The organism is Lactococcus sp., assembly GCF_036648155.1.
GTDB lineage: Bacteria > Bacillota > Bacilli > Lactobacillales > Streptococcaceae > Lactococcus > Lactococcus cremoris.
In genome coordinates this window covers 57,902-81,093 of sequence record NZ_JAVXIY010000001.1, presented here as the reverse complement: position 1 = coordinate 81,093, position 23,192 = coordinate 57,902, and the positions used below count along the sequence as shown (strand labels likewise).

Here is a 23,192-nt window from a genome sequence, read left to right as displayed (position 1 = left end):
TTTTTTATTTATCCTCTTAAAGCCCGAAGTGCATAAAGAATGGAAACAACGTCAATGATTTCTTGGAACAAGGCTCCAATCACTGCGGGAATCACTCCTAGAGCAGCAATGAACATTAGAATAATACAAATGACAATCCCAATCATGACTGCTTGTTTAGCAATCTTTAAAGTGTCACGACTAATTTCGATAGATGTTGTGACCTTTCTAAGGTCATTTTGCAGCAAAACAATATCGGCTGCTTCACTAGCAACTGTTCCTGAACCGACACCAATCGAAATTCCAATATCGGCTGTTGCTAATGCTGGCGCATCATTAACCCCGTCTCCAACCATAATGACTGGTCGATGAGTTGCATTTTGAATAAACTTCAATTTTTCATCTGGCATCAGTCCTGCATAGACATTGTCAATCCCCACACTTTTGGCAATTTTGTCAGCAACAAGTTGGTTATCACCGGTTAGCATTGTGATGTTTTCAAGTCCAATTTTTCTCATCTGAGCAATTGTTGCTTTTGCTTCGGGTCGTAGAGTATCTGAAAAAGTGACGGCACCAATATATCTTCCAGATTTACTGACATAAAAAGCTGTCTCATAATTTAGATTATCTGGAGCAAAAGCAAATGAACTACGGCCAATTTTAATTTCTTCACCATCAATCTCTCCAATTACTCCAAGGCCTGCGACCTCAGTTAAAGAAGTTAATTTTAGAGGTTGAATCTTTTTAGTTTCTGCATATTCAACAACCGCTTTGGCCAAAATGTGACCACTTGATTTTTCAACTGTGTAAACTAGCTGTAAAAGTTCCGCTTCATTTCCTGATTTTACTGGCTTTATACTGTCAACTTTGATTGTTCCTTCAGTAATGGTTCCCGTTTTATCTAAAAATATTTCTTGAGCTTTTGCTAATTTTTCAATGACGGTCCCATTTTTGATTAAAGCCCCATTTTGACTTGAGCGGCTCATTCCTGAAACAAAAGCAATCGGTGCGGCCAAAATTAAGGGACAAGGACTTGCCACTACTAACACTTCCGCAATTCGGACTGGATCTCCCGAAATAAAATAAGCAACTGCTGCGATGATATAAGCAATAATTGTAAAGGGAACAGCATAACGGTCAGCTAAACGCACAAATTGAGCTGGTGTTTTTTCCGTTTCCTTAACTAATTGTACGATTTTTTGAAACTGTGAATCCGCTGCAGCAACCCTTGTCTCGATTTGAATGCTTGAGTTACCGTTAATAGCTCCCGAAAGAACATTGTCGCCTCTGACTAATTCATTAGGCTTTGTTTCACCAGTCAGTGAAGCCTCATCAAGCACAACAGCTTCCGACAGAAGTTTCCCATCAATTGGAATAATTTCCATTGGTCTAATCAATAAAACACTACCAATCTCAACATGGTCCAGTGGCAAATCAACTACCTTATCTCCTGTTTGTACATGTGCAATTTCAGGCGACTTGTCAAGTAGAGCTGCTAAGGCACGGTGAGCACGACCATTGGCATAATCCTCTAAACTTTCTCCTCCAACAAGCATGAGAATAATAATCAGTGAAGCCCAATATTCTCCCACCAGTAAAGTCGCAATAATGGCCGTGATGGCTAATAAATCTACACCATAAGAGCCACTTCGTAGGGTTTTGATCATTTCAATCAACATTGAGAGAGCCAAAACTCCCCCAGCAATTGTGACGACTAGACGCGCCAAAAAAGGCTGATTAAAGCCAAAGTAAGCAATCAATGCTACGCCTGCGATGACAAAAACAAGAATCAGTTTTTTCCAGTTTTTCATTCATTTCTCCTTAAAAATTTAATTGTCCTAGAACATTGCCCTGCTTTGTTTGGAGTTTTTACGACCTGAATGTCTTCTCCTTACGCCGCTTTGATTCTTTCGAAGCTGAGCTTAAATTTTTAAGTAATCCGATAAGTTACTTACATTTTATCAAATTTATGCTAAAGTCCCTATAAATTTAGCTGTCAAAGATATTTGTCAGTACTTTTAAAAGCTGATATTTTGCTGACAGATTGGTCAGTAAAATTTGTCAAGTAATTTTACTTTACAAAACTTGCATTTCTGAAAATTTATGCTATACTAATAAAGTACGTTTTTGCACTCTGCAAGAACGAGATAAAATTCTACGGAGGAAAAAAACAATGGCAGTACCTGCACGTCACACTTCATCAGCAAAGAAAAACCGTCGTCGTACACATTACAAATTGACAGCTCCAACTGTTACTTTTGACGAAACTACTGGTGACTACCGTCACTCACATCGCGTTTCACTTAAAGGCTACTACAAAGGCCGCAAAGTTCGCGACACTAAATAATTCGACAAAAGTTATAGAAAGGGACTATCATGCGCGTAAATATTACACTTGAACACAAAGAATCTGGTGAACGTCTGTACCTTACTCAAAAGAACAAACGCAACACTCCAGACAAATTGGAACTTAAAAAATACTCTAAAAAATTGCGTAAACACGTAATCTTTAAAGAAGTTAAATAAGGATTCATTACACAGCAATATTTGTGTAAAACTTTGATTTAGAGCGATTCTTGTTTTTTTAAATTTCATTATATCGCAATAAAAGTCAATTGAATCTCTACCTTTTTCTCTACCTTTGAGAAAGTTAAACTTGGGTAATTAAAGACCACCTCTTTGAATAGAAGTGGTCTTTTTGTATATTTTAAAAATACATAAATCTCATCCAGCCTATATACCTAGTTTCTAATGTTGCTATTTCCGATGAGAGAAACTGCCAAATCTTCTACACTAATAGTCCAAAGATTTCTTTTAATCTACTTTTACTACATTATAAAATTAAAAAAAGTAATTACCAAATTAAATATGGAATGAAACACAATAGAATCTGCTAGGATTCTTCTCCGGTGATAAATAAAAGTAACTGCTAAACTCATAGGTAAATAGACTAAAGAAACCCAACTATATCCACTGTGTACAAACGTAAATAATAAACTTGAAAAAACAAATGCAATTTTATCATTGCTAAATATTTTATAAATAGATGCCCTGAAAATACTTTCTTCAAGTACTGGGGCAAGTAATGCAACTCCAAAAATTTTGCCAAACCACAATAATGAACCCATTACACTATCTATTGCTATTTGGTTATCCATTCTTCCCAAATGATGGAACTGTATAAACTGGCTAAATAATATGTCTAATGCAACTGAAGGTATTATCAGCATTAAGATTAATATAATATTCTTCCACTCTAACGTTCTCTTAGTGTTTTTGTAAAATCCATTTTTTATGCCTAGCATTATAGCAATTAAAATAATCAACAAACCAATTAAAATGAAATTCATTGTAATTTTATTTGCAACTCCAAATAGATTTTGCCTTTCATTTTCATATTCTACGTAATATAAAGGTACTTGTGAAAGAAATAGTAAAAATAGTGCTAATATAACTGTTTTAGATTTATTCCAAATATTTATCATTTTTCCTCTTAATTTTTATCCAAACGCAAACTAAGGGAGAAAAGTCCTCCCTTAGTAAAATTTGCCTTATTGATTCTTTTAAATTGTGTTACAAAAACTTGAGTGAGTTCTCATAAAAATGTGAACTACACCTGTACTATAACTACTTTGAAAAGTTGTCCATTACTAAAGATACAAATTTCTTATTTAAAATATCAATAAGCTTATTTCTCGTTATTAATTTTCTCAACAAGCATCACTAGAAAATAAATCTAGGTCTGTCAACTCACATTTATAAACATAGCTCAATTTTTTCATCAATCAATCAATTAATTACTTATTTTTATCGGAAAACGTTCTCCCCCTTTTCAAAAATCTAAATCGCGACCTATTTTTTTTCAATTTTGTATCAAGAAAATCCTTTTCTCTTAAATTTTCTTCAACATCTTTAATTATAGGTTCTTTCATAATTCTTCGGTCATTAACATCTTTAAAGTTGAACCCAAAACCCATGGAAATTTCCTCCTTTTAGACTAGTGAGTAGCATTATAAAAGCTACTATATGCGTCTGAAAAATTAGTTTGTTTCAAGCTCCACCACCAAGGAGTTGATTGTCCTCTCCAACCAGGCATATCTGGAGTAAATAACCACCAGAAACTTCTGCTAATTCTTCATCTGAAACAACTTCAAAATTCAATTGATTTTCCACTTGTGATTCTCGTTTATATTTAATAACGTCATTATACTCTGATTCAATCAGAAATACAACAATTTTCTTACAATTCAAAATCATCAAAAAATACATAATACTTAGTTTCCCTTTCCCATAATTTTGTCTAAAAAGTAATTGAAATAAGTTTTCTTTCCTATAATGGTTACTGTTTTCCCTTGAAGACCATATCGGATATTTGGGAGGTCTTTTGCATTGATAGTGGTTGTCGCAGAAACTTTATAAGCATTTCCCTCTTTAAAAGCTGTGGGAGCACTATCTATTTGGTTGATTATTCCAGTTAAAATTTCAGGTTGAGAGATGGGGCATATTTTTATACTCCATTCTCTCATTAATACTTACCATCATCTACATTATTTTTAATCATACTTTTTTAAAATCAATTGGATGCGTTATGATACCGATGGAACTTATAGAGGAAAAGTAGCTGAAATATTAAAACATGGTGTCTTCTGGATAAATGGTAATTTAACAGCAATCTCTCCACCATTTCTAATTTTTCTTCTAAGTGTTGGTGCAATTCTTTCATTAGTAATTTTCTATCTAGCATGGCATAATATAGCCACTAAAACATCGACACCCATTCTTTGTTTTATTGGATTTTTGGTTCCTCTTATTGTTCATGGAGATGGAAATACTATTAAAACCTTGATTATTGGGTATATTTTCATCATTATTAGAGCAAGTTTTTCAGTTCAAGCATTACGATTTTCTTAGATAGAATCATATTAAATACTGTATTTTCTGGTCATCAAAATTGTTCTAAATATTTAAATTTCATCAAAATTCTCGTTTTCATTTATCATGAGAAGTTCTTAAAATACATTATGTAATTTTGATATACTTATTCTAGAAAAACAGATAGTAAATGTTACTATCTGTTTTTTGAGTTTATAACAATGATTCATAAAGTAAAGTTATACCTACTAATATTAATCGTTACCAAATAGATTTATATTTTAGTCGATAGGGCTAGCAACATATTCTAAATTCATTAAGAATATAAAAAGTAAATCCAATGTATAGAAATTCTATTGTATCGTCATTTTCTCTTCTCCTATACTATAAAATGAAAAAAAGAATTTAAAAATTGAGCAGATAAAGGGCTTAAAAGATTATAGGAAGCATGGATAAAGATACTTTCTAATACATTCTCATTGCGATAATATGTCCAAGTAACGATGAAGGATAATAACAAATAAGGAATTATTTCAAGAGAAAGGCCTGTGTGAGCAAAAGCAAATAAAGGCCATGAAATAAATAGGGCAAGATTTTTATTTCCTACTGCTTTAAATAAAAATACTCTCCAAAGAATTTCTTCAATAATAGGAGCTACTATTCCAATAATATAATATTGCATAACTTTTGGCATGGTAATCAAATAGTTTTGTGATCTACCAACATGATTTGAAGATGAAAAACCTAACCTAATCATTAACACATTAGTAAAATAGATAAGGAGCAATAAAACAAATAGAATTACTAGTAGTTTAAATACTCTTATTGTCGACCACCCTTCAAACGTATTCTTAAAAAAACCTAAGTAATATGAAATAATTATAACAATGACTGCCACCAAAGTTAATAAGATTGGAAAAGCTAACGCAGAATTTGTATATAGAAAATCTGTAAAGGGCAATATCAAAGGATTGTCTAAATAATATGCGAATACCAAATATCCAGGAATCTTATAGAGTGTATGTAGGAGAACAAATAACAATAAATAAAAAAGATTTAATTTATATTTTTTTATAGTTTTCATATAATACTTCACCTACAAAACAAGAAATAGATAATCTATTTCCTGTCCAATACTTAATTCACTAACAATTAATCGACGGTTGCAAGACTGCTGACTTGTCATTTAAGAATCAATATTCTAACAAAGGACGGTTTTCATAAAGAAGTGGGCCTCCATATTGATTATAGTAACCTTCACGAGTAAGTTCCAAAGCTACCCCTCAATTAATTTTAGCAAGTTCTTCATCTGAAACTACTTCAAAATTTGTTTGATTTTCCATATGTAAATCTTCTTTATATTGAATGATATAAGTATACTCTTAAAATTAAAAATATGCAACAATTTTCAAACAATTGCCAAAAATAGATTTCTCTCCAAACTTTCTAATCGCATTAATTAATTTAAACTCAATGTCGTTTTTATTCGTATATTATACTTTCCTATCATTTAGAAGTGAATTTTCAGATTAAAAATTATATCTTTGATATATTAAGATATAAATTTAAACTTATGATATATAATAAGACACTTATAAAACCCAATTAAAAATAAAAAGTACTGAATTTTTAAAGTGTTCAGTACTTTTTATTAAAATTTAAATGGGTTTTTATGATCGTAAAGTTCTTTCAAAGTTTGTTTATGGGATTCTCCTCTTTGGTAATATCCAAAAAGCTCATCATATAAGTTCAATTTTTCTTTTACTTTTTCTTCTAATCTTTCAATCTCATTTATAATCAATTGAGAATTCTCAAAAGAAATAAGTTCTATTTTTCTATCTCTATCAAGTTCTGCATTTCCCCCTAGAATGAAATCGATATCTTCATCAGATAACTCATCTTTCTCTTTTTCAAATCTTACTTTTTTATAGAGTAGTTCAATAACATTAATATCATTAACAGCTGTTTCATATCTAAAATTTGTATCTATTCTCTCTAAAATCAGACCTGCCTGTACGGTCTTTGACACCTCAGGATTATCAACCATCAATTGTTCAATTGGAACTTCCAAAACAAGCGATAATTCAACCAAAGCTTCATCAGTTAGATACGTTGTCCCTTCTTCGATTTCTTGTATATCTCGTACAGATGTCCCAATAAGCTTGGCTAATTGCTTTTGTGTCAATCCTTTTTTTAATCGATTCGCTCGAACGTTTTCTTTAACACTATTAAAATACTGAGTATAATTACCTCCTGCTCTTCCTAAGAGGTAGTCAATAGAAACATTAAAATATTCCGAAAATTGCCTCAAACGCTGAGCAGTCGGCTGATTTTTTTTATAGCTATAGAGGGTATTTTTACCTAATCCAAGTTCTTGTTCAATTTCATTAAATGATTTCCCTTGTTTTTTAGCTAGGTCTTGTAATCGCTCATAAAAGTTCATATTTAATTCTTTTCTAAAATTTATATTTAACAGTTGACTTTTTTAGATTAATAATCTAAAATACAATTATAGTTAGATTTAAAATCTAAAAAAGTTCTTTTTTAGATTATTTAACTAAATTATATCATATAAGGAGTTAAAAATGAATGAATGACCCACCAAAAACAAAAAATCGTCTTCGCTGACAGGCTAAAAGACGACTTAATAAAATTTACAACTCAATTATAACACATTGACCTTTGAAAATTAAATATGAGAGAGTATATCAATATGGATATTCAAACCCTTGCTCATGACTTGGGAAAATCTGTTTCCACTCTTAAACGTTGGAAAAAACAAATTGAACATTTGGCGAAATATGAATTTGAAGAAAAAACAGTTCAAATCGGAAGAAATCAGACTCAAAAAGTCCCTGACTTCGATTCAGAAGAAGTCAGATGTTTCCAAAAAATGGCACAATTAATTGATTCCAAAGGTTTAGAACAAACAATTTTCGAAGTCTGGGGAAATGCACAACTTTTGACCTTAGAACATATCCAAGGCAAACACAATCAATTAGTACAAGCTTTTATCAAATACCGATTACAAGCAAACAAAAAGTTTGATTCACTCAAAAAAGAGAATCAATCACTAAAAACAGGACTTGATACTCTAACGCAAGAGTTTAAAGTTTATCAAGAAAATAATAAAAAGAAAAAAGGACTATTTAAATGAACAATAATAAATTAACACTCAACGACAATACTGTAAAACTTGGGGGAGTAAACCTTGATAAAAATAACTTTGATATTCCGAAAAAATTTAAAGTTAATTTCTCTAAAGCTCGATTTTCTAAAGACGGAAACAAAGCGATTTTACAAGCACTTGACGCTGAAACTGCCCTCGTGTTAGAACAAGCTGGTGTTGACCTTTCACAATTGAAACCTATCACGATTGAAGTTTATGGTGGACTAGATGAACTTCAAGATTACAAAGACGAAGAAAAAGAAGCCATCATAGAATGTACAAATCCGCAAGTTCGTTTACTTTGGGATATGGGAATGAGTGCTTGGCGAGGGGTTAAACTCGTAACTGATAAAATCACTCTATCCAAAGGCGAATGACTCCCACAGGATGTGTGAATGCGACAAGCCATGTGGGATGCCTGACGTCTGCGAAGCAGAAGACGAGTAGGGCAGAACACATGGGGAACGCTGGCGAATGAACAAAACAGCCTGTGGAAGTCATGCCCTAGCAGATAGAATAATAGGCGCAAATAGACAGTTTCTACGTGCGCACCATTTTAGGGCTTGTCAACAAAATGGTGTAACCCCAAACACACCAACACTTAACAGCACTTTATCAATTTCAAAATCATAGATAAGCTCTCACTTTTTTACTGTCTATGAAACTGTCTATGTGAAATCACATAGACGATTCTAGACGGTCACATCGACAATTTTTAGAAATGAGGTGTATTTTATCGAAGAAAAAAGAATTAAACAATTTGTTTTTGAACAACAATTAAAAGCAGAATATTGGGACTGGGAAGATGAACAGCTCGAACTCTTTGACGATTGGCAGGCTAATAAAGCACTCATCTTTGAAAAAATTTATCGAAGACTTAAAACATTAGAATCTGAAAAAGTGAAATTAGAATGTATTTCGCTCATCGTTCACTATTTAGATAAAAATGATTTGAATGAATTCATTTTTCCTCATGTTCATCTCTATGGAAAATATTCCGACAAGAGAACCCTTACGAGGATTGCTAAAGCATTGGGCATTAAGGTACAATATATTGAATTTCCTAAAGATAAAAATAGATATTTTGAAGAAAATCAACTTGCTTATCTTACTCATGCACAACAACCAGATAAATATCAATACCCCACTCATGAAGTCGAAACCTTTGGAACATTTGATTATTCAAATTTTATTTTAAACAATGCAAAGAAATTTGAAAAACAAAGTGCAACAATCAAAAGAAAGAAAACCGATGAAAGCTTAGATTTAATCAATCAGCAAATTTTAAAAGGTGAACTATTCTTTGAAGATATTTTAGCAGATGATGATTTATTTCTCCTTTACAGTAATCACAAGCTACAATTCAAACAAGCGTTTGATTCTTACGCTGAACGGTTAGCATTTAAAAATTTAAAAGATTTAACCACAGGAAAATATAAATTGACTGTCATGTACTTTCAAGGAAAAAGCTCCCTCGGAAAATCTTATCTTGCACGAACAATCGCTCAAAAAGTCCGAGAGTATGCGGAAGAAAATAAGTTTAAAAGTCGTATCTACTCCGCTTCTTCTTCTAATCCTTTTGATGACTATTATGGAGAAGATATTATCCTATTAGACGATATCCGCCCCGATTCGCTACGCAAAGCGGACTGGTTGAAACTCTTAGACCCGATTAACACTTCTCGAATGTCCGCTCGATTCACTAATAAGCAAGTTGTCCCACGACTAATATTGATTACTAATACACAGCTTCCAGAACAATTCTTTAATATTTTTAAAGACGAAGCTTTAGACCAATATATCAGACGAATTAACTTTTGCACGATTCTATCAGAGAAACAACAAGGAAAAGGTTATGAAGGCGGTGTTTACTATCAGCTCTCACAAACCAAACGTTTATTTTCTCCAAAAGTAAGAAACATTAGCGCTTATGAAAAAGAAGAAATTAACTTTGACTTAGAAGCAATCTTTTCAACAGACAATCAAGAAGAATTTACAGAAAAACTTTTAGCTCAACACCTCCTCCCTCGGATATATCCAAAAACAGAAAAAGATTTTGATTTCTTAAAATCTAAGATGACAGAAAAAGCCGACTAGACAAAACGACTTGAAAAAAATTTCAAAACCAATGTAACATAAAATTTACAGAAAGGCGAAAAACTCATGATACAAACTGAGATTCCAAACACTGATCTCTCAATTCAAAATATCGAAAGACTCCTAAACTTACTCATTACACTTATTGAAGAAAAGAATAATAAAAGAGTATCATCAGAATTACTCACTCAAAAAGAACTACTTAAACAGCTAAACATTTCTCCTAACACGCTTAGAGCATGGGAAAATATCGGTTTAAAACGGTTAGAGCCTCCTATCGAGGGCACACGTTCGGTTTTTTACCTTCTAGATGATGTATTAAAATTCTTAGCGCACTAACCTACAAAAATATGGTAAAATTGGCTTATCTCAAAGAAGAGAGAAAGCCTTTTTTTAGCCAATTTCGTAATTACCCAAAATCGAAAGCAGGCAATAATGAAAATAGAAAAAATTACTCATAACAACAAAAAAGTAATCAAGAAAACTAAAACTAACGGTGAGATTTCCTACTCTTTAAAAGGAGCTTATCTTGGCTTAGATAGCAAGACAGGAAAACAAGTTACGACTACAATTACGGCTCGAACCCTTAAAGCCCTTGATAGAAATCTGATACAAGCCAAATTAAACTTCGAAAAAAATGACTCAACAAAAAAAGAAAAGATTCAAGTCAAAAATTTTGAAGAGTTATCTGAACTTTGGTTTAATAGTTTTAAAAACTGGGTTAGTTCTGAAAACACCTTAAATCGAGTAAGAGGATATTTAGACACTTATATTATCCCTCAATTCGGAAAATACAAGCCTGATAAAATTTCATCTTCTGAGATTCAAGCTTGGGCTAATCAATTAGCTATAAATGCTCAAGGGGCTTTAGAAACAGGAAAAAAGCGTTCTGTCAAAGGAAAAACAAAAGATTTTGGTGCTATTATTCACAAATTAAGTGATATTTTTGATTTTGGAACAACTCATTTTGGGTTAAAAACAAATCCAGTACAGTCAATAAAAATCCCTCCAAAACCAAAATCAAATAGTAAACGTGTTATGGTGCTACATGATGAAGATTTAACAAAGTGGCTTAATTTTTTGGAATCATTACCCGATACTAGAGGTAATCGGCGCTTTAAAATTATTTGCGATACTTTACTCTGCTCTGGCTTAAGAATAAATGAACTATTAGCTCTAACTATCTCTGACCTAGATCTTGAAAGCTCTGAGATAACCGTAAATAAGACCCTTGTATGGAAAAACGGAAATAAAAAACTTCACATTAAAGGGGGCATTATATGTAAGTTGAGCACCAAAACTGACTCTGGTTTCCGACGTGTATCTGTTCCTTTAAACAGCTTACTTCAACTTAAGGCCTTTCATAAGGAAATGAGCAGCTACTTTATAAAACATAGGCTACCTCAATCATCTTTAATTTTCCCAACTATTTATGGTAACTATATGTGCGACAGAAACGAAAGAGCTACGCTGAAAAAACGGTTAGAAAGTATCAACCTCCCAAATTACGGTTTTCATCTTTTCCGTCACACCCATGCATCAATTTTACTTAATGCTGGTGCAAACTGGAAAGAATTACAGGTCAGAATGGGGCATAAATCTATCTCAACTACAATGGATATCTATGCAGAACTTGCTCCAAAAAAGAAAGTTGAAGCTGTCAATATTTATCTTGATAAAATTTCATCTTTGAAACTTCTATAAAGACTCTCTACCTTTTTCTCTACCTCTCTCTAATTTATAAAAAACAAATCTCTCAAACCCTTGTAAAATCACTATCTAGAACGGCTGAAATTAAATATACTTCATCTTTAAAGAAGTTAAATAATTAAAAATGACCTTCGGGTTATTTTTTTATTTTTAAATCAAACAAAAAACTTACTGACCAACCATCAGTAAGTTTTTTTATTTATCTAGGTCGTAAAAGACTAAATCGATTACCTAAAGTGCTATAATCATCACCTGCTAAGCGGCCAACTGGTTTGAGTTTAGTTAGATTGACATGAAAGTTTTCCTCGTCCAATAGCTCGTCAGCAAAGGAGAAATTTACCACTTCAAGAAGAACTAAATGTCCATTCTCACCCAAAGGTAAATGATGATATAATTTAGTTTCTAAGCGAACCTTTGATTCCTTTAAACTTGGAACTTGAACTTTCTGAGAAGGCACAAGCTCCAATGAAAATTCTTCTGCTTCACTAATATGCTTGGCTAGTGGTGCCGCTGTTTGATTCATTAATTCTACATTGTCTTCATTTACAAGATGAACAACTGCTTCTTTTGTTGTCAAAAGATTGTTGAGACTATCCTTATTTCCCGTGAATGAAATTGACAAAAGTGGCGGATTAGCCGAAGCGACGTTGAAAAAGCTAAAGGGGGCTACGTTGACTAAACCATCGGAATTTTGACTTGTCACCCAAGCAATCGGACGAGGAACAATACTGCCCGATAAGAGTTTATAGACTGTTTTTTCATCGAGCTCATCTGCTTGATATGATTTCATCAGTTCTCCTTTATTTCAGCGTTTCAACTGGAGTTCCCGCTTTATGTTCCAATACTTTTTCAACCGTCCACAATTCATCTTTCGTACGATCACGGTGAGCATCTGAGGTATCCAAAGGACGTAAACTAGCTGCAGTTCTTGCCTTGGTTGCTTCATCTCCTGGGAATAAATGAGGAGGCAAACTCAAAGACAAACCTGATTCTTCTTTACTTTGGTCAATCCAGAAACCAGAAGTAATCAATGCTTCTTCATAAGAATCAACAGCCCCTGAACCAGATTTTGCCATATCAAGTGCTCCAATTCCCGGTGTATATGTCGCAATCTCAAAGAGTACACCTGGCGCAACTCTAACATATTCACTTGAGAAATAGAATCGGTCAACCAAACCTGAATGAGGCAAACGGAAGGCTTTAATGCGTTCAATCCAATAATTCAATGTTTCAGGGTTTGTTGTTCCCAATGCTAAATGGTGAATTGTACCATAACCTTGATAGGCATAAGATTCTTTTTCACCAGCTTCTTGAAGAATCAAAGCTGCCCCATTCCCACCATTGGCTACTTCAAAAAGGTGTAAATCCCCTTCTTGACCAGCGTAACGGAATCCAAAAACTGTTTCCAAAATTGAACGAAGATTTTTGGCGTTTTCCACTTTCACAAAAACTGGGCCCAGTCCAGTAATCCCATGTTCTTGCGGAACATTTGAAAGTTGCCAAGAATGCCCTTTAGAAGCATCCCCGTTATTATTTTGGTCAGAAATTAATTGATAAAGTTGACCATCAAAATCTTCAAACTCTAAGGTATTTTGACCAAACTTACTTGAAATTTCGCCATGTTTAACATGGGCATTATCAAAGCGAGTGCTCCAATAATCCAATGAAGCATCTGTGGGTACTCGGAATGAAGCGCGTTCGATATTATTAACCCCATGGTTTCCTTTAGGAATATCCTTGAAATCAAAAAATGTCATATCGGCGCCATGTCCGTCTTCTTCTGTGAAAAAGAGGTGATAGGTTTCATAATCGTCTTGATTCACGGTTAATTTTGCTAGCCGAAGTCCCAAGATATTTGTAAAAAAATCATAAATTTTTTGAGCACTTGAAGTAATTGCTGTAACGTGGTGAACTCCACCAAGAGTGAGAGCTTCAGGGATTTGTGCTACTATTTTTGTTGATTCAGTCATCGTTTTTTCTCCTATATTTACTATTTATTTACTGACAACCTTTAGTCAGTAAAATTATTTTGATGAGTCAGTCAGCTTCCGCCAGCCATTTTTTTGCGGCCACAACTTCTTCTTGCGTCAACTGATGACCGAGTGAGCTTTCAAAGATTTCAATTTGACAGCCTGAATCTTCCAAATCTCCCTTTAAATCACCAAAATTTTCTCGAGGAACAATTCTGTCATTTGCGGCATAAGTCAGAAAAACCTGTTTCTTATCTAGCTGAATAGCTTCTTCAAATTCTTCAAGTTGCATGCCGTGAAAAGCAATAATTTTATCAAAATTAAATTTTCCTTTGAGAAACATATTTAAGGCAACATTTGCTCCATTAGAATAACCTAAAGCAATCATTTTCTGTACATCAAGATCATGCTTTTGAGCTAAAGACTGTACTTCACTCGTTAACCAATTCGTTTCCTCATCAAGAGAATCAAGGTCAAAGTTTTCTTTAGTAAAACCACCTAAACCGCGAAGTTTAAAATATCGATTACTTCCTTGCTCATTTACTCGCCCTCGAATTGATAAAATTGGATGATGTGGAGCAATCATTTCAGCAATTTCTAACAATTGATGTTCGTCCCCACCCGTACTGTGTAGTAACATAAGAGGAGCCAAGTCCTTGCGACCAGCTTTAAAAACATAATTTGTCATTTTTCCTCCTCCACTTCTCTCTATTGGATTAGATTTTATTTACTCAACTTGAAATATAAATCCGCAACATTTCCGCTAAATTCTTCAGCTTGTCCAGAGATTACAACTTCAAGGACTTTTGCTGAATCATCTATGGCTGGAATTTCACGATTTTGTAGCATCACGAACTCATCGACTGTAAGAAATTCTTTGGTCAATGTACGTCCATCAATGGTTTTAAAAGTAACTTTCATTGTTCAATCCAACTTTCTCTTCTTTATGTTTACAATTGTAAACGAAAAGTTTTCCTATGTCAAGAGTTTTATTTTTAAACTACAAAAAAAATCGACAGCTTCTGTCGATTCTCCAAAATTATCTATATTATTTGATGATTGTAACGCTACAAGGGGCATGTTTAACTACATAAACTGCAGTAGAACCAAGTAACATTCGATCAAGGGCACCTTTACCAGATGAGCCCATTACAATCATATCAATTTCATGTTCTTTGGCAAAGTCTACAATTTCATTTTTAGCAGAACCATCGACACGAATTTCTTCAAATTTCACTTCATTGTTGATAATTGCTGAAGCTTTCTCTAAAACTTCCTTAGCTTCATTGTCTGCACTTTCTTCAAGAATAGGAACCGCAGGAACTACTGGAATAGCAGGGGCCGGAACCACAGGGACTGGGTTACCAGCTGCATAGATACTATTTTTATCCGTTGCATGTAAAACAAATAATTGAGCATTATCTCTTTTACAAAGAGTGATTGCTTCTTTTAATGCTGCTTCTGCCTGTTCAGAACCATCAATAGCGATTAGAATTTTTTTATAATTTTTACTCATTGTAAGCGTCCTCCTCAATATAATTCTACGTTATTTTAGAGCTTAAGTCCAATTAAACGACGTATAATTTATTTTATAAGCTCCATTTGAAATAGATATAATAGAGTAGCTTTTTGCTATAAAATGTAATAATATCAATTGTTTTATGGTCTAAGATTTAAAAAACATCTCCTAAAAAAGCAATTCTAAAAATACACAAACATTTTCTTTTTCATTTAAGTTTCATTTCAGCATTATAACGTATAATAGTTTCCATACTCCTAAATAAACTTTTTTCATAAATACTCCTAAAACTTCCGTTTACTCCGCGGAAGTTTTTTTAGCCTTTGATTTACTAAAGTGGTATAATTATTTTTAAAATTAGAGAAACAAACAAAGGAAGAATTGAAAGGATAGTAAAGAGATGACACAAAAAACTGTTGCAATTACTGGTGCTTCAAACGGAATGGGCTTTGAAGCTACTAAACTTTTTGCCAAACGTGGTTGGAAAGTTTATGCAGGGGCGCGTAGAGTTGACAAAATTCCCCAAGATGGTGAAAAAATTAGAGCGATTAAACTTGACGTTACAGACTCTGACTCCAATAAAGCCTTTGTTAAACAAATTTTAGATGAAGCAGGCCATATTGATGTGCTCATCAATAATGCTGGTTATGGAGAATATGGGCCAGCCGAAGAAATCCCAATGGATAAGATTCGTAAGCAGTTTGAAACTAACTTTTTTGGAGCTGTTGAATTAACTCAACTCATCTTACCAACGATGAGAGCCCAAAATTATGGACGCATTGTTAATATTTCATCTATTGGTGGCGATGTCTATATGCCACTTGGTGCCTACTATCATGCTACAAAAGCAGCCCTTCAACAATGGTCAGATGTTTTGGACCTCGAAGTTGCTCAATTTGGTATTCGTTCCGTTTGTGTACAACCGGGAGGAACTCAATCAAGCTGGGGAAATATCGCACTAGAAAATTCCAAAAAGAACATGAGTGAAAATTCGGCTTATCAACCTCTTGTGAATTCTGTTGCTTCTGGACTTGACCGTTTTATGAAAAATAGTGCCAAGGCTTCTGACTTAGCCGAAGTTTTTTATAAAGCAGCAACGGAGCTCAAGCCGAGTCTTCGATATCTTCACGCCTTTGGTGATAAATTCATGGTGAATGTGGCTCGTAGACACCCCAAAATTTTCCGAAAAGCCCTACTTATAACTATGCGCTATTTTGAAAAACATAATCATTAATAAAAAAACAGCTCTTGGAGCTGTTTTTTTATTATCTCTTTAATTTTCAAGCTTTTTTCTACTTTTAAAAGTTCTATCAGTACTATTTAAAAATTCTATAACCAGAATTTTCTGAATCTCTTATAATGATAATAAGTTTTATAGCACAAAGGAGAAAGCTATGGTACAAGAATTGCTGACAAATAATCAACGAATGTGATCAATAAGTATTTTAAATTCTAATCTTAAACTTTTCAAATAGGAGAAAAAAATATGACTGATCATAATTATAAATTTGATACATTGCAAGTTCATGCGGGACAAGAGCCTGATCCAGTGACAGGAGCACGCGCTGTTCCACTTTACCAAACCACTTCTTTTGTCTTTAACAATTCAGATCATGCTGAGGCACGATTTGCTCTACAAGACCCAGGGGCCATATACTCACGTTTGGGTAATCCAACTAATGATGTTTTTGAAGCACGCATCGCAGCTCTTGAAGGTGGGAGTGCAGCCCTTGGTGTTGGTTCTGGCTCAGCAGCCATCACTTATGCTATCTTAAATGTCGCCACTGTCGGAGACAATATCGTTTCTGCAAGTACACTCTATGGTGGAACTTACCATCTCTTTTCTGGTACATTACCAAAATACGGAATTACAACTAAATTTGTTAATCCAGATGACCCGAAGAATTTTGAAGAGGCAATTGATGAAAAGACCAAAGCTATTTATTATGAAACGCTAGGTAACCCTGGAAATAACGTCATTGATTATGATGCTGTTGGTGCAATCGCTAAAAAACATGGCATTCCTGTCATTGTTGATGCCACATTTACTACTCCTGTAACCTTTAAACCTTTTGAACACGGCGCTAATGTAATTGTTCACTCTGCAACAAAATTTATTGGTGGTCACGGAACTTCTATTGGCGGGGTGATTGTTGATGGTGGAAACTTTGATTGGACCAATGGGAAATTTCCTGATTTTACACAAGCCGATGAAAGCTACAATGGCATTAAATTTGCCGAATTGGATGAAATTGCTTTTGTAACAAGAATCCGAGCTATTTTACTAAGAGATACGGGGGCAGCCCTTTCACCTTTTCATTCTTGGCTTTTCTTGCAAGGACTCGAAACACTTTCACTTCGTGTTGAACGTCATATTGCCAATACTAAAAAGATTGTAGATTTCTTAGACAAACACCCGAAAGTTGAACTTGTCAATCATCCTCTACTTGAATCTAATGCTTACCATGCGCTTTATCAAAAATATTATCCGAAAGATGCTGGCTCTATCTTTACCTTTGAACTCAAGGATAAAGACGAGAAAAAAGCGAGAGACTTGATTGACCATCTCGAAATTTTCTCTCTTTTGGCCAATGTTGGAGATACAAAATCACTAGCTATTCATCCTGCTTCAACCACTCACCAACAACTCAATGATGAAGAACTTGCTAGTGCAGGAATTTCTAAAGGAACAATTCGTTTGTCAGTCGGCATTGAAGATGTGACTGATTTGATAGCTGATTTAGAACAAGCATTGGAAAAAATATAAAAAAACGAGCGGTAACCAGCCGCTCATTTTTTGTTTAGGAGTAAACTTTTATGAAAAATTTTATTGGAATAAGTATATTATAGTGAAACTCACTTAAGTTTTACTAAAATTGGGCTAAACTGAAACTTGATTTTGTATATTCGATATTTTACAGACTAATATTAGAATTCGGTGCTTCTTGATGTTTATATCATTTGTTCTAGTCATCATATAATTAAAACAAATGTTTACCTATAATAAGAATTAGAGGTTGATGATGACTGATAATATACAAAAAAACATAATTAACCTTTGGCAGATTTGTCTGGTCTTCCTTTTTTGGATTGGAGCAATGTTTTTACCTGCTACAATCAATCAAATAAAATTCGGTACTAATTTTGATTTAGCAAAAAGTCGCGAAAATTATTTTTTCTATCTTTGGGTGCAAAAACCAGTGACGAGTACCCTCCTAATTTTATTACTTCTTTGGATAATCTTGTCTTGTTTACGAAAATGGAAAATTACTCCCTTTCTCTCTTTTAGCTTTATGCTTCTTTATATTTATGACTTGTTTTTAGAAGTCGTTCTAGGAAGAATATTTGTTGGTGTTTCCTTAAAATTGGCCCTATCGCCAGAAACTTTTATAGGACTTTGACGTACGCTAGGTTTAGGATTCTTTTTGACAAGTCTTTTAGGAAGTTGCTTTTCAATCCTACTCTTTGTTTATCTTATGAATCTTTCAAGTCTACAAAAAAGTTGAAATAAAATAAAAAAATGAGCGTTAACCAGCCGCTCATTTTTTGTTTAGGAGTAAACTTTTATGAAAAATTTTATTGGAATAAATATAGTATAGTAAGTTTCTCTTAAATATTGCTAAAATTTGACTTTACTGAAACTAAAATCTAAGCGACTTGACAAATGAATGTTCATTTACTTAAAATATAAGTATGAGAAAAATTGATGAAAATAAAAAAGAGGCAATCACACAAGCTGTTTTTCAACTGACCAAGGAAGTAGGATTGGTCGGACTTTCAATTGCTAAGGTTGCTAAAATAGCCGGTGTTAGTCCAGCAACTATCTACGTCTATTATAAAGATAAAGCTGATATGTTAAGTCAAATTTTGATTGGAGTTAAAGATATTCTGGATGAAGGGCAAGAGGAAATTATCCTCTCTGTTTCTGACCCACTTGAACAGTTCAAAAAATTACTTAGACATCTTATTGACAAGTGGACAACTTATCCCAAACATGCTATCTTTATGCGGGCAGCCCTTGAAAATCCAAGTGAAATAGCTCCTCATGGTATTGCTTATTCAAATAAACGGGCCGAGGTCATCGTCGCACTTTATGATCGTCTTCTTGACTCTGGTAAAATTAAACCTCTCTCCCAACATCTTCTAATCAGTTGGACTGCAGGCGGAATTATGAATAACTTACTTTACCATGCACAGATGGGTACCCAACCTGACGATGCTGAAATCCAACAAATGATTGAACTTTCTGTTGATGCCATAAAGAAAAACCTCTAAAAGTTTTAGAGGTTTTTTTATAGTTTGAAGTCTATTTTTATCGTAAAAAATTATATTATTTTTTTTAAAAAACTTTATACTTGACAAGTGAATGCTTGTTCAGTTATAATCATTAAATAAAAATAAATGAACGTTCATTTAACTAAAAAAGGAAAAATATTATGAAAACAGTTATCATCACAGGAGCCTCCAATGGAATGGGCTATGAAGCAGCCAAAGTCTTTGCAAGTAAAGGTTGGAAAGTATTCGCTGGTGCTCGACGTGTCGAAAAGATTCCGACCGATCAAAATATTGTCGGGCTAAAACTTGACGTCACAGATTCTGCTTCTAATCATGCTTTTATCGCTGAAATCCTGAAACAAACACAACAAATCGACGTACTTATCAATAATGCTGGCTATGGTGAGTTTGGTCCAGCCGAAGAAATTCCAATGGAAAATGTCCGTAAGCAATTTGAAACGAATTTCTTTGGCGCTGTGGAGCTAACTCAGCTTGTTCTGCCTACGATGCGTGCTCAAAAATCTGGGCGAATTATTAATATTTCTTCTATTGGTGGCGATTTGTATATGCCTTTGGGAAGTTATTATCATGCAACAAAAGCTGCTCTTCAACAATGGAGCGATGCACTGGATGTTGAAATCAAGGACTTTGGTGCACAATCAATCATTATCCAACCTGGCGGAACTGCGTCCAGCTGGGGCGAGATTGCCATAGGAAATGCGCTGAAAAACTTGAAAAAAGATAGTTTTTATCAACCATTAGTTGAAAAGATACAAGGCGCACTTTCTGGTAATGCTTCCGTGGGGGCGACTTCTCTTGACCTTGCTGAACTTTTTTATAAAGCGGCAACTGACCAAAATCCAAAACGTCGTTATTTCAACTCATTTGGTGATCGAGCAGTCGTTCATATTGCGCGAGCTCATCCAAGATTATTCCGTAGACTGGCTACTTTTATGCTTAATCGTGTCGCTAAAAAGAAAGCCTAAGCCTATCAACTGTATGACTTTGTAGTCATTCAATAAAAAGTTAATCTATTAATTTCCCGAGATATAAGATTAAAAAAAATAAGCAGAAATTTAAAAAGCCCTTTAAAGGGCTTTTATTCTATTCTTGTTCTTGTTTAACTGCTCGAAACATTTCATTATAACGTTCATCATCTTCTTGGTCATCTCTAGTTACTTTTGCAATTGTGAATGCTGATGAGATAACTCCAACAGTTCCCATTAAATAATAGCCTTTAACCATGAGTGGCTCTTTTAGGGTGTACAAACCAATAAGAATCAAAATAACAAAAAGGGCAAATGATCCCCAAGCCAATAATTTAAAAGCAGCAGTATTACGATAAACTTTCTTTTTCATAAAATTTCTTCCTTAGGTCTTAAGTGTTTTTTATTTAAACACATTAATTTTACTAATTTTTTACAAAAATGTCAATTCGTTTTATATCTTAAAACAACTGACATTATCATTTTCTTTAAATGCTAACCTAAAAATAAAAAAATGAGCGGTAACCAGCCGCTCATTCTTTTGTTTAGGAGTAAACTTTATGAAAAATTTTATTGGAATAAGTACATTATAATGTGGCTTGCTTAAGTATTGCTAAAATTACACTGAATCGAAACTAAAATTGCCTCATTTTTTTAGAAATATCCTTTCACTCTGATAGGATATTTCTAAAACTCAAAAAATAGTTAATTTTACTGACAGTTTCGTCAATAGCTCTTAGAAAAATGGGCTTTATAAAGTCCAACTTTTATGATAAAATAAGGGCAGAATGCTTATTTTTAAGCACAAAAGTAGTCAAACTACTTTATCGAAAAATAATTGAGATTTTTCTCATCAGTAAAAAGGAAAAAATAATGCTTACAGTATCTGATATTTCATTACAATTCTCTGACCGCAAGCTTTTTGACGAAGTAAACATCAAGTTTACACCGGGAAACTGTTATGGTTTAATTGGTGCCAATGGTGCCGGTAAATCAACTTTCTTGAAAATCTTGGACGGCGAAATTCAACCCACAACAGGTCATATTTCAATGGGGCCAAATGAGCGGATGTCCGTTCTTCGTCAAAATCACTACGACTATGAAGATCAAACACCACTTGATGTTGTGATGATGGGGAATGAAAAACTTTTCGCCATTAATCAAGAAAAAAATGCCATCTACATGAATCCTGACGCAACAGATGATGACTTCATGAAAGCTGCTGAACTTGAAGCCGAATTTGGCGAAATGGGCGGTTATGAAGCCGAAGCTGACGCTGCTCGTCTTTTGCAAAACCTCGGTATTAAAGCTGAACAACATACGGATTTGATGGCTAATTTGACTTCTGGCGAACACGTGAAAGTTCTTCTTGCTAAAGCCCTTTTTGGTAAACCTGACGTTCTTCTTCTTGACGAACCAACCAATGGACTGGATATTCAAGCGATTGCTTGGCTTGAAGACTTTTTGATTAATTTTGAAAATACCGTTATCGTCGTTTCCCATGACCGTCACTTCTTGAACAATGTTTGTACTTACATGGCTGACCTTGACTACGGTAAAATCAAACTTTACCCAGGGAACTATGATTTCTGGAAAGAATCTTCTGAGCTCGCTCTTCGTTTGCAAGGCGACCAAAATCGTAAAGCTGAAGAAAAAATTGCTGAGTTGAAAGAGTTTATCGCTCGTTTCTCTGCCAATGCCTCTAAATCAAAACAAGCGACATCACGTAAAAAAATGCTTGATAAAATTGAAGTTGAAGAATTCGTTCCTTCATCACGCAAGTACCCATTTGTTGGTTTTGAACAAGAACGCGAAATCGGAAATGACTTGCTCCGTGTTGAAAATCTTTCAGTTGCGATTGATGGAGAAATGATTATTGAAAACATTTCATTCATCTTAAATCCTGGCGATAAAACAGTTTTCATTGGTCAAAATGATATCCAACAAACAACATTACTTCGTGCATTGATGGATGATGTGGAAGATAACTGGACAGTCACTGGCGATATTAAATGGGGAGTAACTTCTTCTCGTTCATATCTTCCTAAAGATAACAGCAAAGATTTTGATTCAAATGAACCAATTCTTGACTGGTTGCGTCAATTTGTATTGACAAAAGAAGAAGACGATAATACGTATCTTCGTGGCTTCCTTGGACGTATGCTTTTCAAAGGTGAAGAATCTTTGAAAGCTGTCAACGTCCTTTCAGGGGGAGAAAAAGTTCGTGTGATGCTCTCTAAAATGATGCTTCAACGTGCTAATGTGCTTGTTCTTGATGACCCAACTAATCACTTGGACTTGGAATCAATTTCTGCGCTTAATGACGGTTTGAAATCATTTAAAGGTTCAATCCTCTTTGCTTCACATGACCATGAATTTATTAATACCATTGCCAACCACATCGTTGTTCTTGGTAAATCTGGTGTTATTGATCGTATCGGTGAAACTTATGACGACTTCTTAGATAATGCGGAAGTTCAAGAAAAAGTTAAAGAACTCTGGGCTGATTAATTATTGGTGCTGACCATTCTGTCAGCAATTATTACTACTATTCAAGTGGTTTACACCATTGTGTAAATCAAGTTTACAGTTCTGTCAGTAAAACGCGACCTATG

At 34.0% G+C, this 23,192-nt stretch carries 28 protein-coding genes and 1 pseudogene; 15 read left to right on the top strand and 14 right to left on the bottom strand.

What is annotated here, in order from left to right:
- Window positions 1-8 precede the first annotated feature (8 nt).
- Window positions 9-1,790 carry a heavy metal translocating P-type ATPase gene (locus tag RSC39_RS00430; protein WP_332534296.1) on the bottom strand — a complete coding sequence of 594 codons (1,782 nt, stop codon included), beginning with the start codon at window positions 1,788-1,790 and terminating at the stop codon, window positions 9-11.
- 362 nt (window positions 1,791-2,152) lie between these two features.
- On the opposite strand from RSC39_RS00430, the gene rpmF reads away from it, so the two are divergent.
- Window positions 2,153-2,326, top strand: coding sequence for a 50S ribosomal protein L32 (rpmF, locus tag RSC39_RS00425; RefSeq protein WP_010905107.1), 174 nt, complete (start codon window positions 2,153-2,155; stop codon window positions 2,324-2,326).
- Between the two features lie 29 nt (window positions 2,327-2,355).
- On the top strand, window positions 2,356-2,505 hold the full coding sequence (rpmG, locus tag RSC39_RS00420; RefSeq protein ID WP_003132258.1) for a 50S ribosomal protein L33: 150 nt from the start codon (window positions 2,356-2,358) through the stop codon (window positions 2,503-2,505).
- 302 nt (window positions 2,506-2,807) lie between these two features.
- Here rpmG and RSC39_RS00415 read toward each other — a convergent pair whose 3' ends face one another.
- The 4 genes from RSC39_RS00415 to RSC39_RS00400 all read right to left on the bottom strand — a co-directional run bounded on the left by RSC39_RS00415 (window position 2,808) and on the right by RSC39_RS00400 (window position 4,505).
- Entirely contained in the window at window positions 2,808-3,464 is a 657-nt protein-coding gene (locus tag RSC39_RS00415; protein WP_332534294.1) for a type II CAAX endopeptidase family protein, read from the bottom strand.
- A gap of 312 nt (window positions 3,465-3,776) precedes the next feature.
- A complete protein-coding gene (locus tag RSC39_RS00410; RefSeq protein ID WP_332534292.1) occupies window positions 3,777-3,956 on the bottom strand; it encodes a hypothetical protein in 180 nt (59 codons plus the stop codon).
- Between the two features lie 73 nt (window positions 3,957-4,029).
- On the bottom strand, window positions 4,030-4,248 hold the full coding sequence (locus RSC39_RS00405; protein ID WP_332534290.1) for a lactococcin family bacteriocin: 219 nt from the start codon (window positions 4,246-4,248) through the stop codon (window positions 4,030-4,032).
- Window positions 4,249-4,253: 5 nt separating this feature from the next.
- Window positions 4,254-4,505 (bottom strand): hypothetical protein, encoded by a 252-nt coding sequence (locus RSC39_RS00400; RefSeq protein WP_332534288.1) that lies wholly within the window; start codon window positions 4,503-4,505, stop codon window positions 4,254-4,256.
- A gap of 55 nt (window positions 4,506-4,560) precedes the next feature.
- Between RSC39_RS00400 and RSC39_RS00395 the strand changes: the two genes are divergently transcribed.
- On the top strand, window positions 4,561-4,890 hold the full coding sequence (locus tag RSC39_RS00395) for a transporter (RefSeq protein WP_332534286.1): 330 nt from the start codon (window positions 4,561-4,563) through the stop codon (window positions 4,888-4,890).
- Between the two features lie 340 nt (window positions 4,891-5,230).
- Here the strand turns inward: RSC39_RS00395 and RSC39_RS00390 are convergent, their stop codons facing one another.
- Entirely contained in the window at window positions 5,231-5,935 is a 705-nt protein-coding gene (locus tag RSC39_RS00390) for a type II CAAX endopeptidase family protein (RefSeq protein WP_098403545.1), read from the bottom strand.
- 567 nt (window positions 5,936-6,502) lie between these two features.
- On the bottom strand, window positions 6,503-7,294 hold the full coding sequence (locus tag RSC39_RS00385) for a helix-turn-helix transcriptional regulator (protein WP_332534281.1): 792 nt from the start codon (window positions 7,292-7,294) through the stop codon (window positions 6,503-6,505).
- Window positions 7,295-7,546: 252 nt separating this feature from the next.
- Between RSC39_RS00385 and RSC39_RS00380 the strand changes: the two genes are divergently transcribed.
- From RSC39_RS00380 to RSC39_RS00360, 5 genes and pseudogenes are all read left to right on the top strand, one after another.
- Window positions 7,547-8,008 carry a hypothetical protein gene (locus RSC39_RS00380; RefSeq protein ID WP_332534279.1) on the top strand — a complete coding sequence of 154 codons (462 nt, stop codon included), beginning with the start codon at window positions 7,547-7,549 and terminating at the stop codon, window positions 8,006-8,008.
- Complete coding sequence (locus RSC39_RS00375; RefSeq protein WP_332534277.1) at window positions 8,005-8,397, top strand: hypothetical protein; 393 nt, start codon at window positions 8,005-8,007, stop codon at window positions 8,395-8,397. Before RSC39_RS00380 ends, RSC39_RS00375 begins: the two co-directional genes overlap by 4 nt.
- A gap of 349 nt (window positions 8,398-8,746) precedes the next feature.
- Window positions 8,747-10,117 carry a Rep family protein gene (locus RSC39_RS00370; protein WP_332534275.1) on the top strand — a complete coding sequence of 457 codons (1,371 nt, stop codon included), beginning with the start codon at window positions 8,747-8,749 and terminating at the stop codon, window positions 10,115-10,117.
- A 66-nt stretch (window positions 10,118-10,183) separates the two neighbouring features.
- Window positions 10,184-10,456 (top strand): MerR family transcriptional regulator, encoded by a 273-nt coding sequence (locus tag RSC39_RS00365; protein WP_332534273.1) that lies wholly within the window; start codon window positions 10,184-10,186, stop codon window positions 10,454-10,456.
- 96 nt (window positions 10,457-10,552) lie between these two features.
- A pseudogene (locus RSC39_RS00360) lies at window positions 10,553-10,951 on the top strand (site-specific integrase); the annotation flags it as partial.
- Between the two features lie 33 nt (window positions 10,952-10,984).
- Here the strand turns inward: RSC39_RS00360 and RSC39_RS00355 are convergent.
- Entirely contained in the window at window positions 10,985-11,047 is a 63-nt protein-coding gene (locus RSC39_RS00355; RefSeq protein ID WP_223804547.1) for a hypothetical protein, read from the bottom strand.
- 108 nt (window positions 11,048-11,155) lie between these two features.
- Here RSC39_RS00355 and RSC39_RS00350 point away from each other — a divergent pair, with 108 nt between their 5' ends.
- Window positions 11,156-11,821 (top strand): site-specific integrase, encoded by a 666-nt coding sequence (locus RSC39_RS00350; protein ID WP_332534660.1) that lies wholly within the window; start codon window positions 11,156-11,158, stop codon window positions 11,819-11,821.
- A 205-nt stretch (window positions 11,822-12,026) separates the two neighbouring features.
- On the opposite strand, the gene RSC39_RS00345 is transcribed toward RSC39_RS00350, so the two are convergent.
- The 5 genes from RSC39_RS00345 to RSC39_RS00325 form a co-directional block, all read right to left on the bottom strand.
- Window positions 12,027-12,617, bottom strand: a complete 591-nt coding sequence (locus RSC39_RS00345) for a flavin reductase family protein (RefSeq protein ID WP_011675141.1) — start codon at window positions 12,615-12,617, stop codon at window positions 12,027-12,029.
- Window positions 12,618-12,627: 10 nt separating this feature from the next.
- Entirely contained in the window at window positions 12,628-13,797 is a 1,170-nt protein-coding gene (locus RSC39_RS00340) for a ring-cleaving dioxygenase (RefSeq protein WP_332534270.1), read from the bottom strand.
- A gap of 67 nt (window positions 13,798-13,864) precedes the next feature.
- Window positions 13,865-14,485 (bottom strand): alpha/beta hydrolase, encoded by a 621-nt coding sequence (locus tag RSC39_RS00335; RefSeq protein ID WP_332534268.1) that lies wholly within the window; start codon window positions 14,483-14,485, stop codon window positions 13,865-13,867.
- Window positions 14,486-14,520: 35 nt separating this feature from the next.
- Entirely contained in the window at window positions 14,521-14,718 is a 198-nt protein-coding gene (locus RSC39_RS00330; protein WP_332534266.1) for a hypothetical protein, read from the bottom strand.
- A gap of 127 nt (window positions 14,719-14,845) precedes the next feature.
- On the bottom strand, window positions 14,846-15,313 hold the full coding sequence (locus RSC39_RS00325; RefSeq protein WP_063281563.1) for a universal stress protein: 468 nt from the start codon (window positions 15,311-15,313) through the stop codon (window positions 14,846-14,848).
- A 403-nt stretch (window positions 15,314-15,716) separates the two neighbouring features.
- Here RSC39_RS00325 and RSC39_RS00320 point away from each other — a divergent pair, with 403 nt between their 5' ends.
- From RSC39_RS00320 to RSC39_RS00300, 5 genes are all read left to right on the top strand, one after another.
- On the top strand, window positions 15,717-16,550 hold the full coding sequence (locus RSC39_RS00320) for an SDR family NAD(P)-dependent oxidoreductase (RefSeq protein ID WP_011675135.1): 834 nt from the start codon (window positions 15,717-15,719) through the stop codon (window positions 16,548-16,550).
- Window positions 16,551-16,802: 252 nt separating this feature from the next.
- Window positions 16,803-18,083 (top strand): O-acetylhomoserine aminocarboxypropyltransferase/cysteine synthase family protein, encoded by a 1,281-nt coding sequence (locus RSC39_RS00315; protein WP_332534263.1) that lies wholly within the window; start codon window positions 16,803-16,805, stop codon window positions 18,081-18,083.
- Window positions 18,084-18,339: 256 nt separating this feature from the next.
- Entirely contained in the window at window positions 18,340-18,717 is a 378-nt protein-coding gene (locus RSC39_RS00310; protein ID WP_231105817.1) for a hypothetical protein, read from the top strand.
- Between the two features lie 292 nt (window positions 18,718-19,009).
- Complete coding sequence (locus RSC39_RS00305) at window positions 19,010-19,591, top strand: TetR/AcrR family transcriptional regulator (RefSeq protein ID WP_011675132.1); 582 nt, start codon at window positions 19,010-19,012, stop codon at window positions 19,589-19,591.
- 161 nt (window positions 19,592-19,752) lie between these two features.
- Complete coding sequence (locus RSC39_RS00300) at window positions 19,753-20,577, top strand: SDR family NAD(P)-dependent oxidoreductase (RefSeq protein WP_063281564.1); 825 nt, start codon at window positions 19,753-19,755, stop codon at window positions 20,575-20,577.
- Window positions 20,578-20,695: 118 nt separating this feature from the next.
- Here the strand turns inward: RSC39_RS00300 and RSC39_RS00295 are convergent, their stop codons facing one another.
- On the bottom strand, window positions 20,696-20,950 hold the full coding sequence (locus RSC39_RS00295) for a YiaA/YiaB family inner membrane protein (protein ID WP_011834189.1): 255 nt from the start codon (window positions 20,948-20,950) through the stop codon (window positions 20,696-20,698).
- A gap of 500 nt (window positions 20,951-21,450) precedes the next feature.
- Here RSC39_RS00295 and RSC39_RS00290 point away from each other — a divergent pair, with 500 nt between their 5' ends.
- On the top strand, window positions 21,451-23,088 hold the full coding sequence (locus RSC39_RS00290) for an ATP-binding cassette domain-containing protein (protein ID WP_011675129.1): 1,638 nt from the start codon (window positions 21,451-21,453) through the stop codon (window positions 23,086-23,088).
- The last annotated feature ends 104 nt before the right edge of the window (window positions 23,089-23,192 follow it).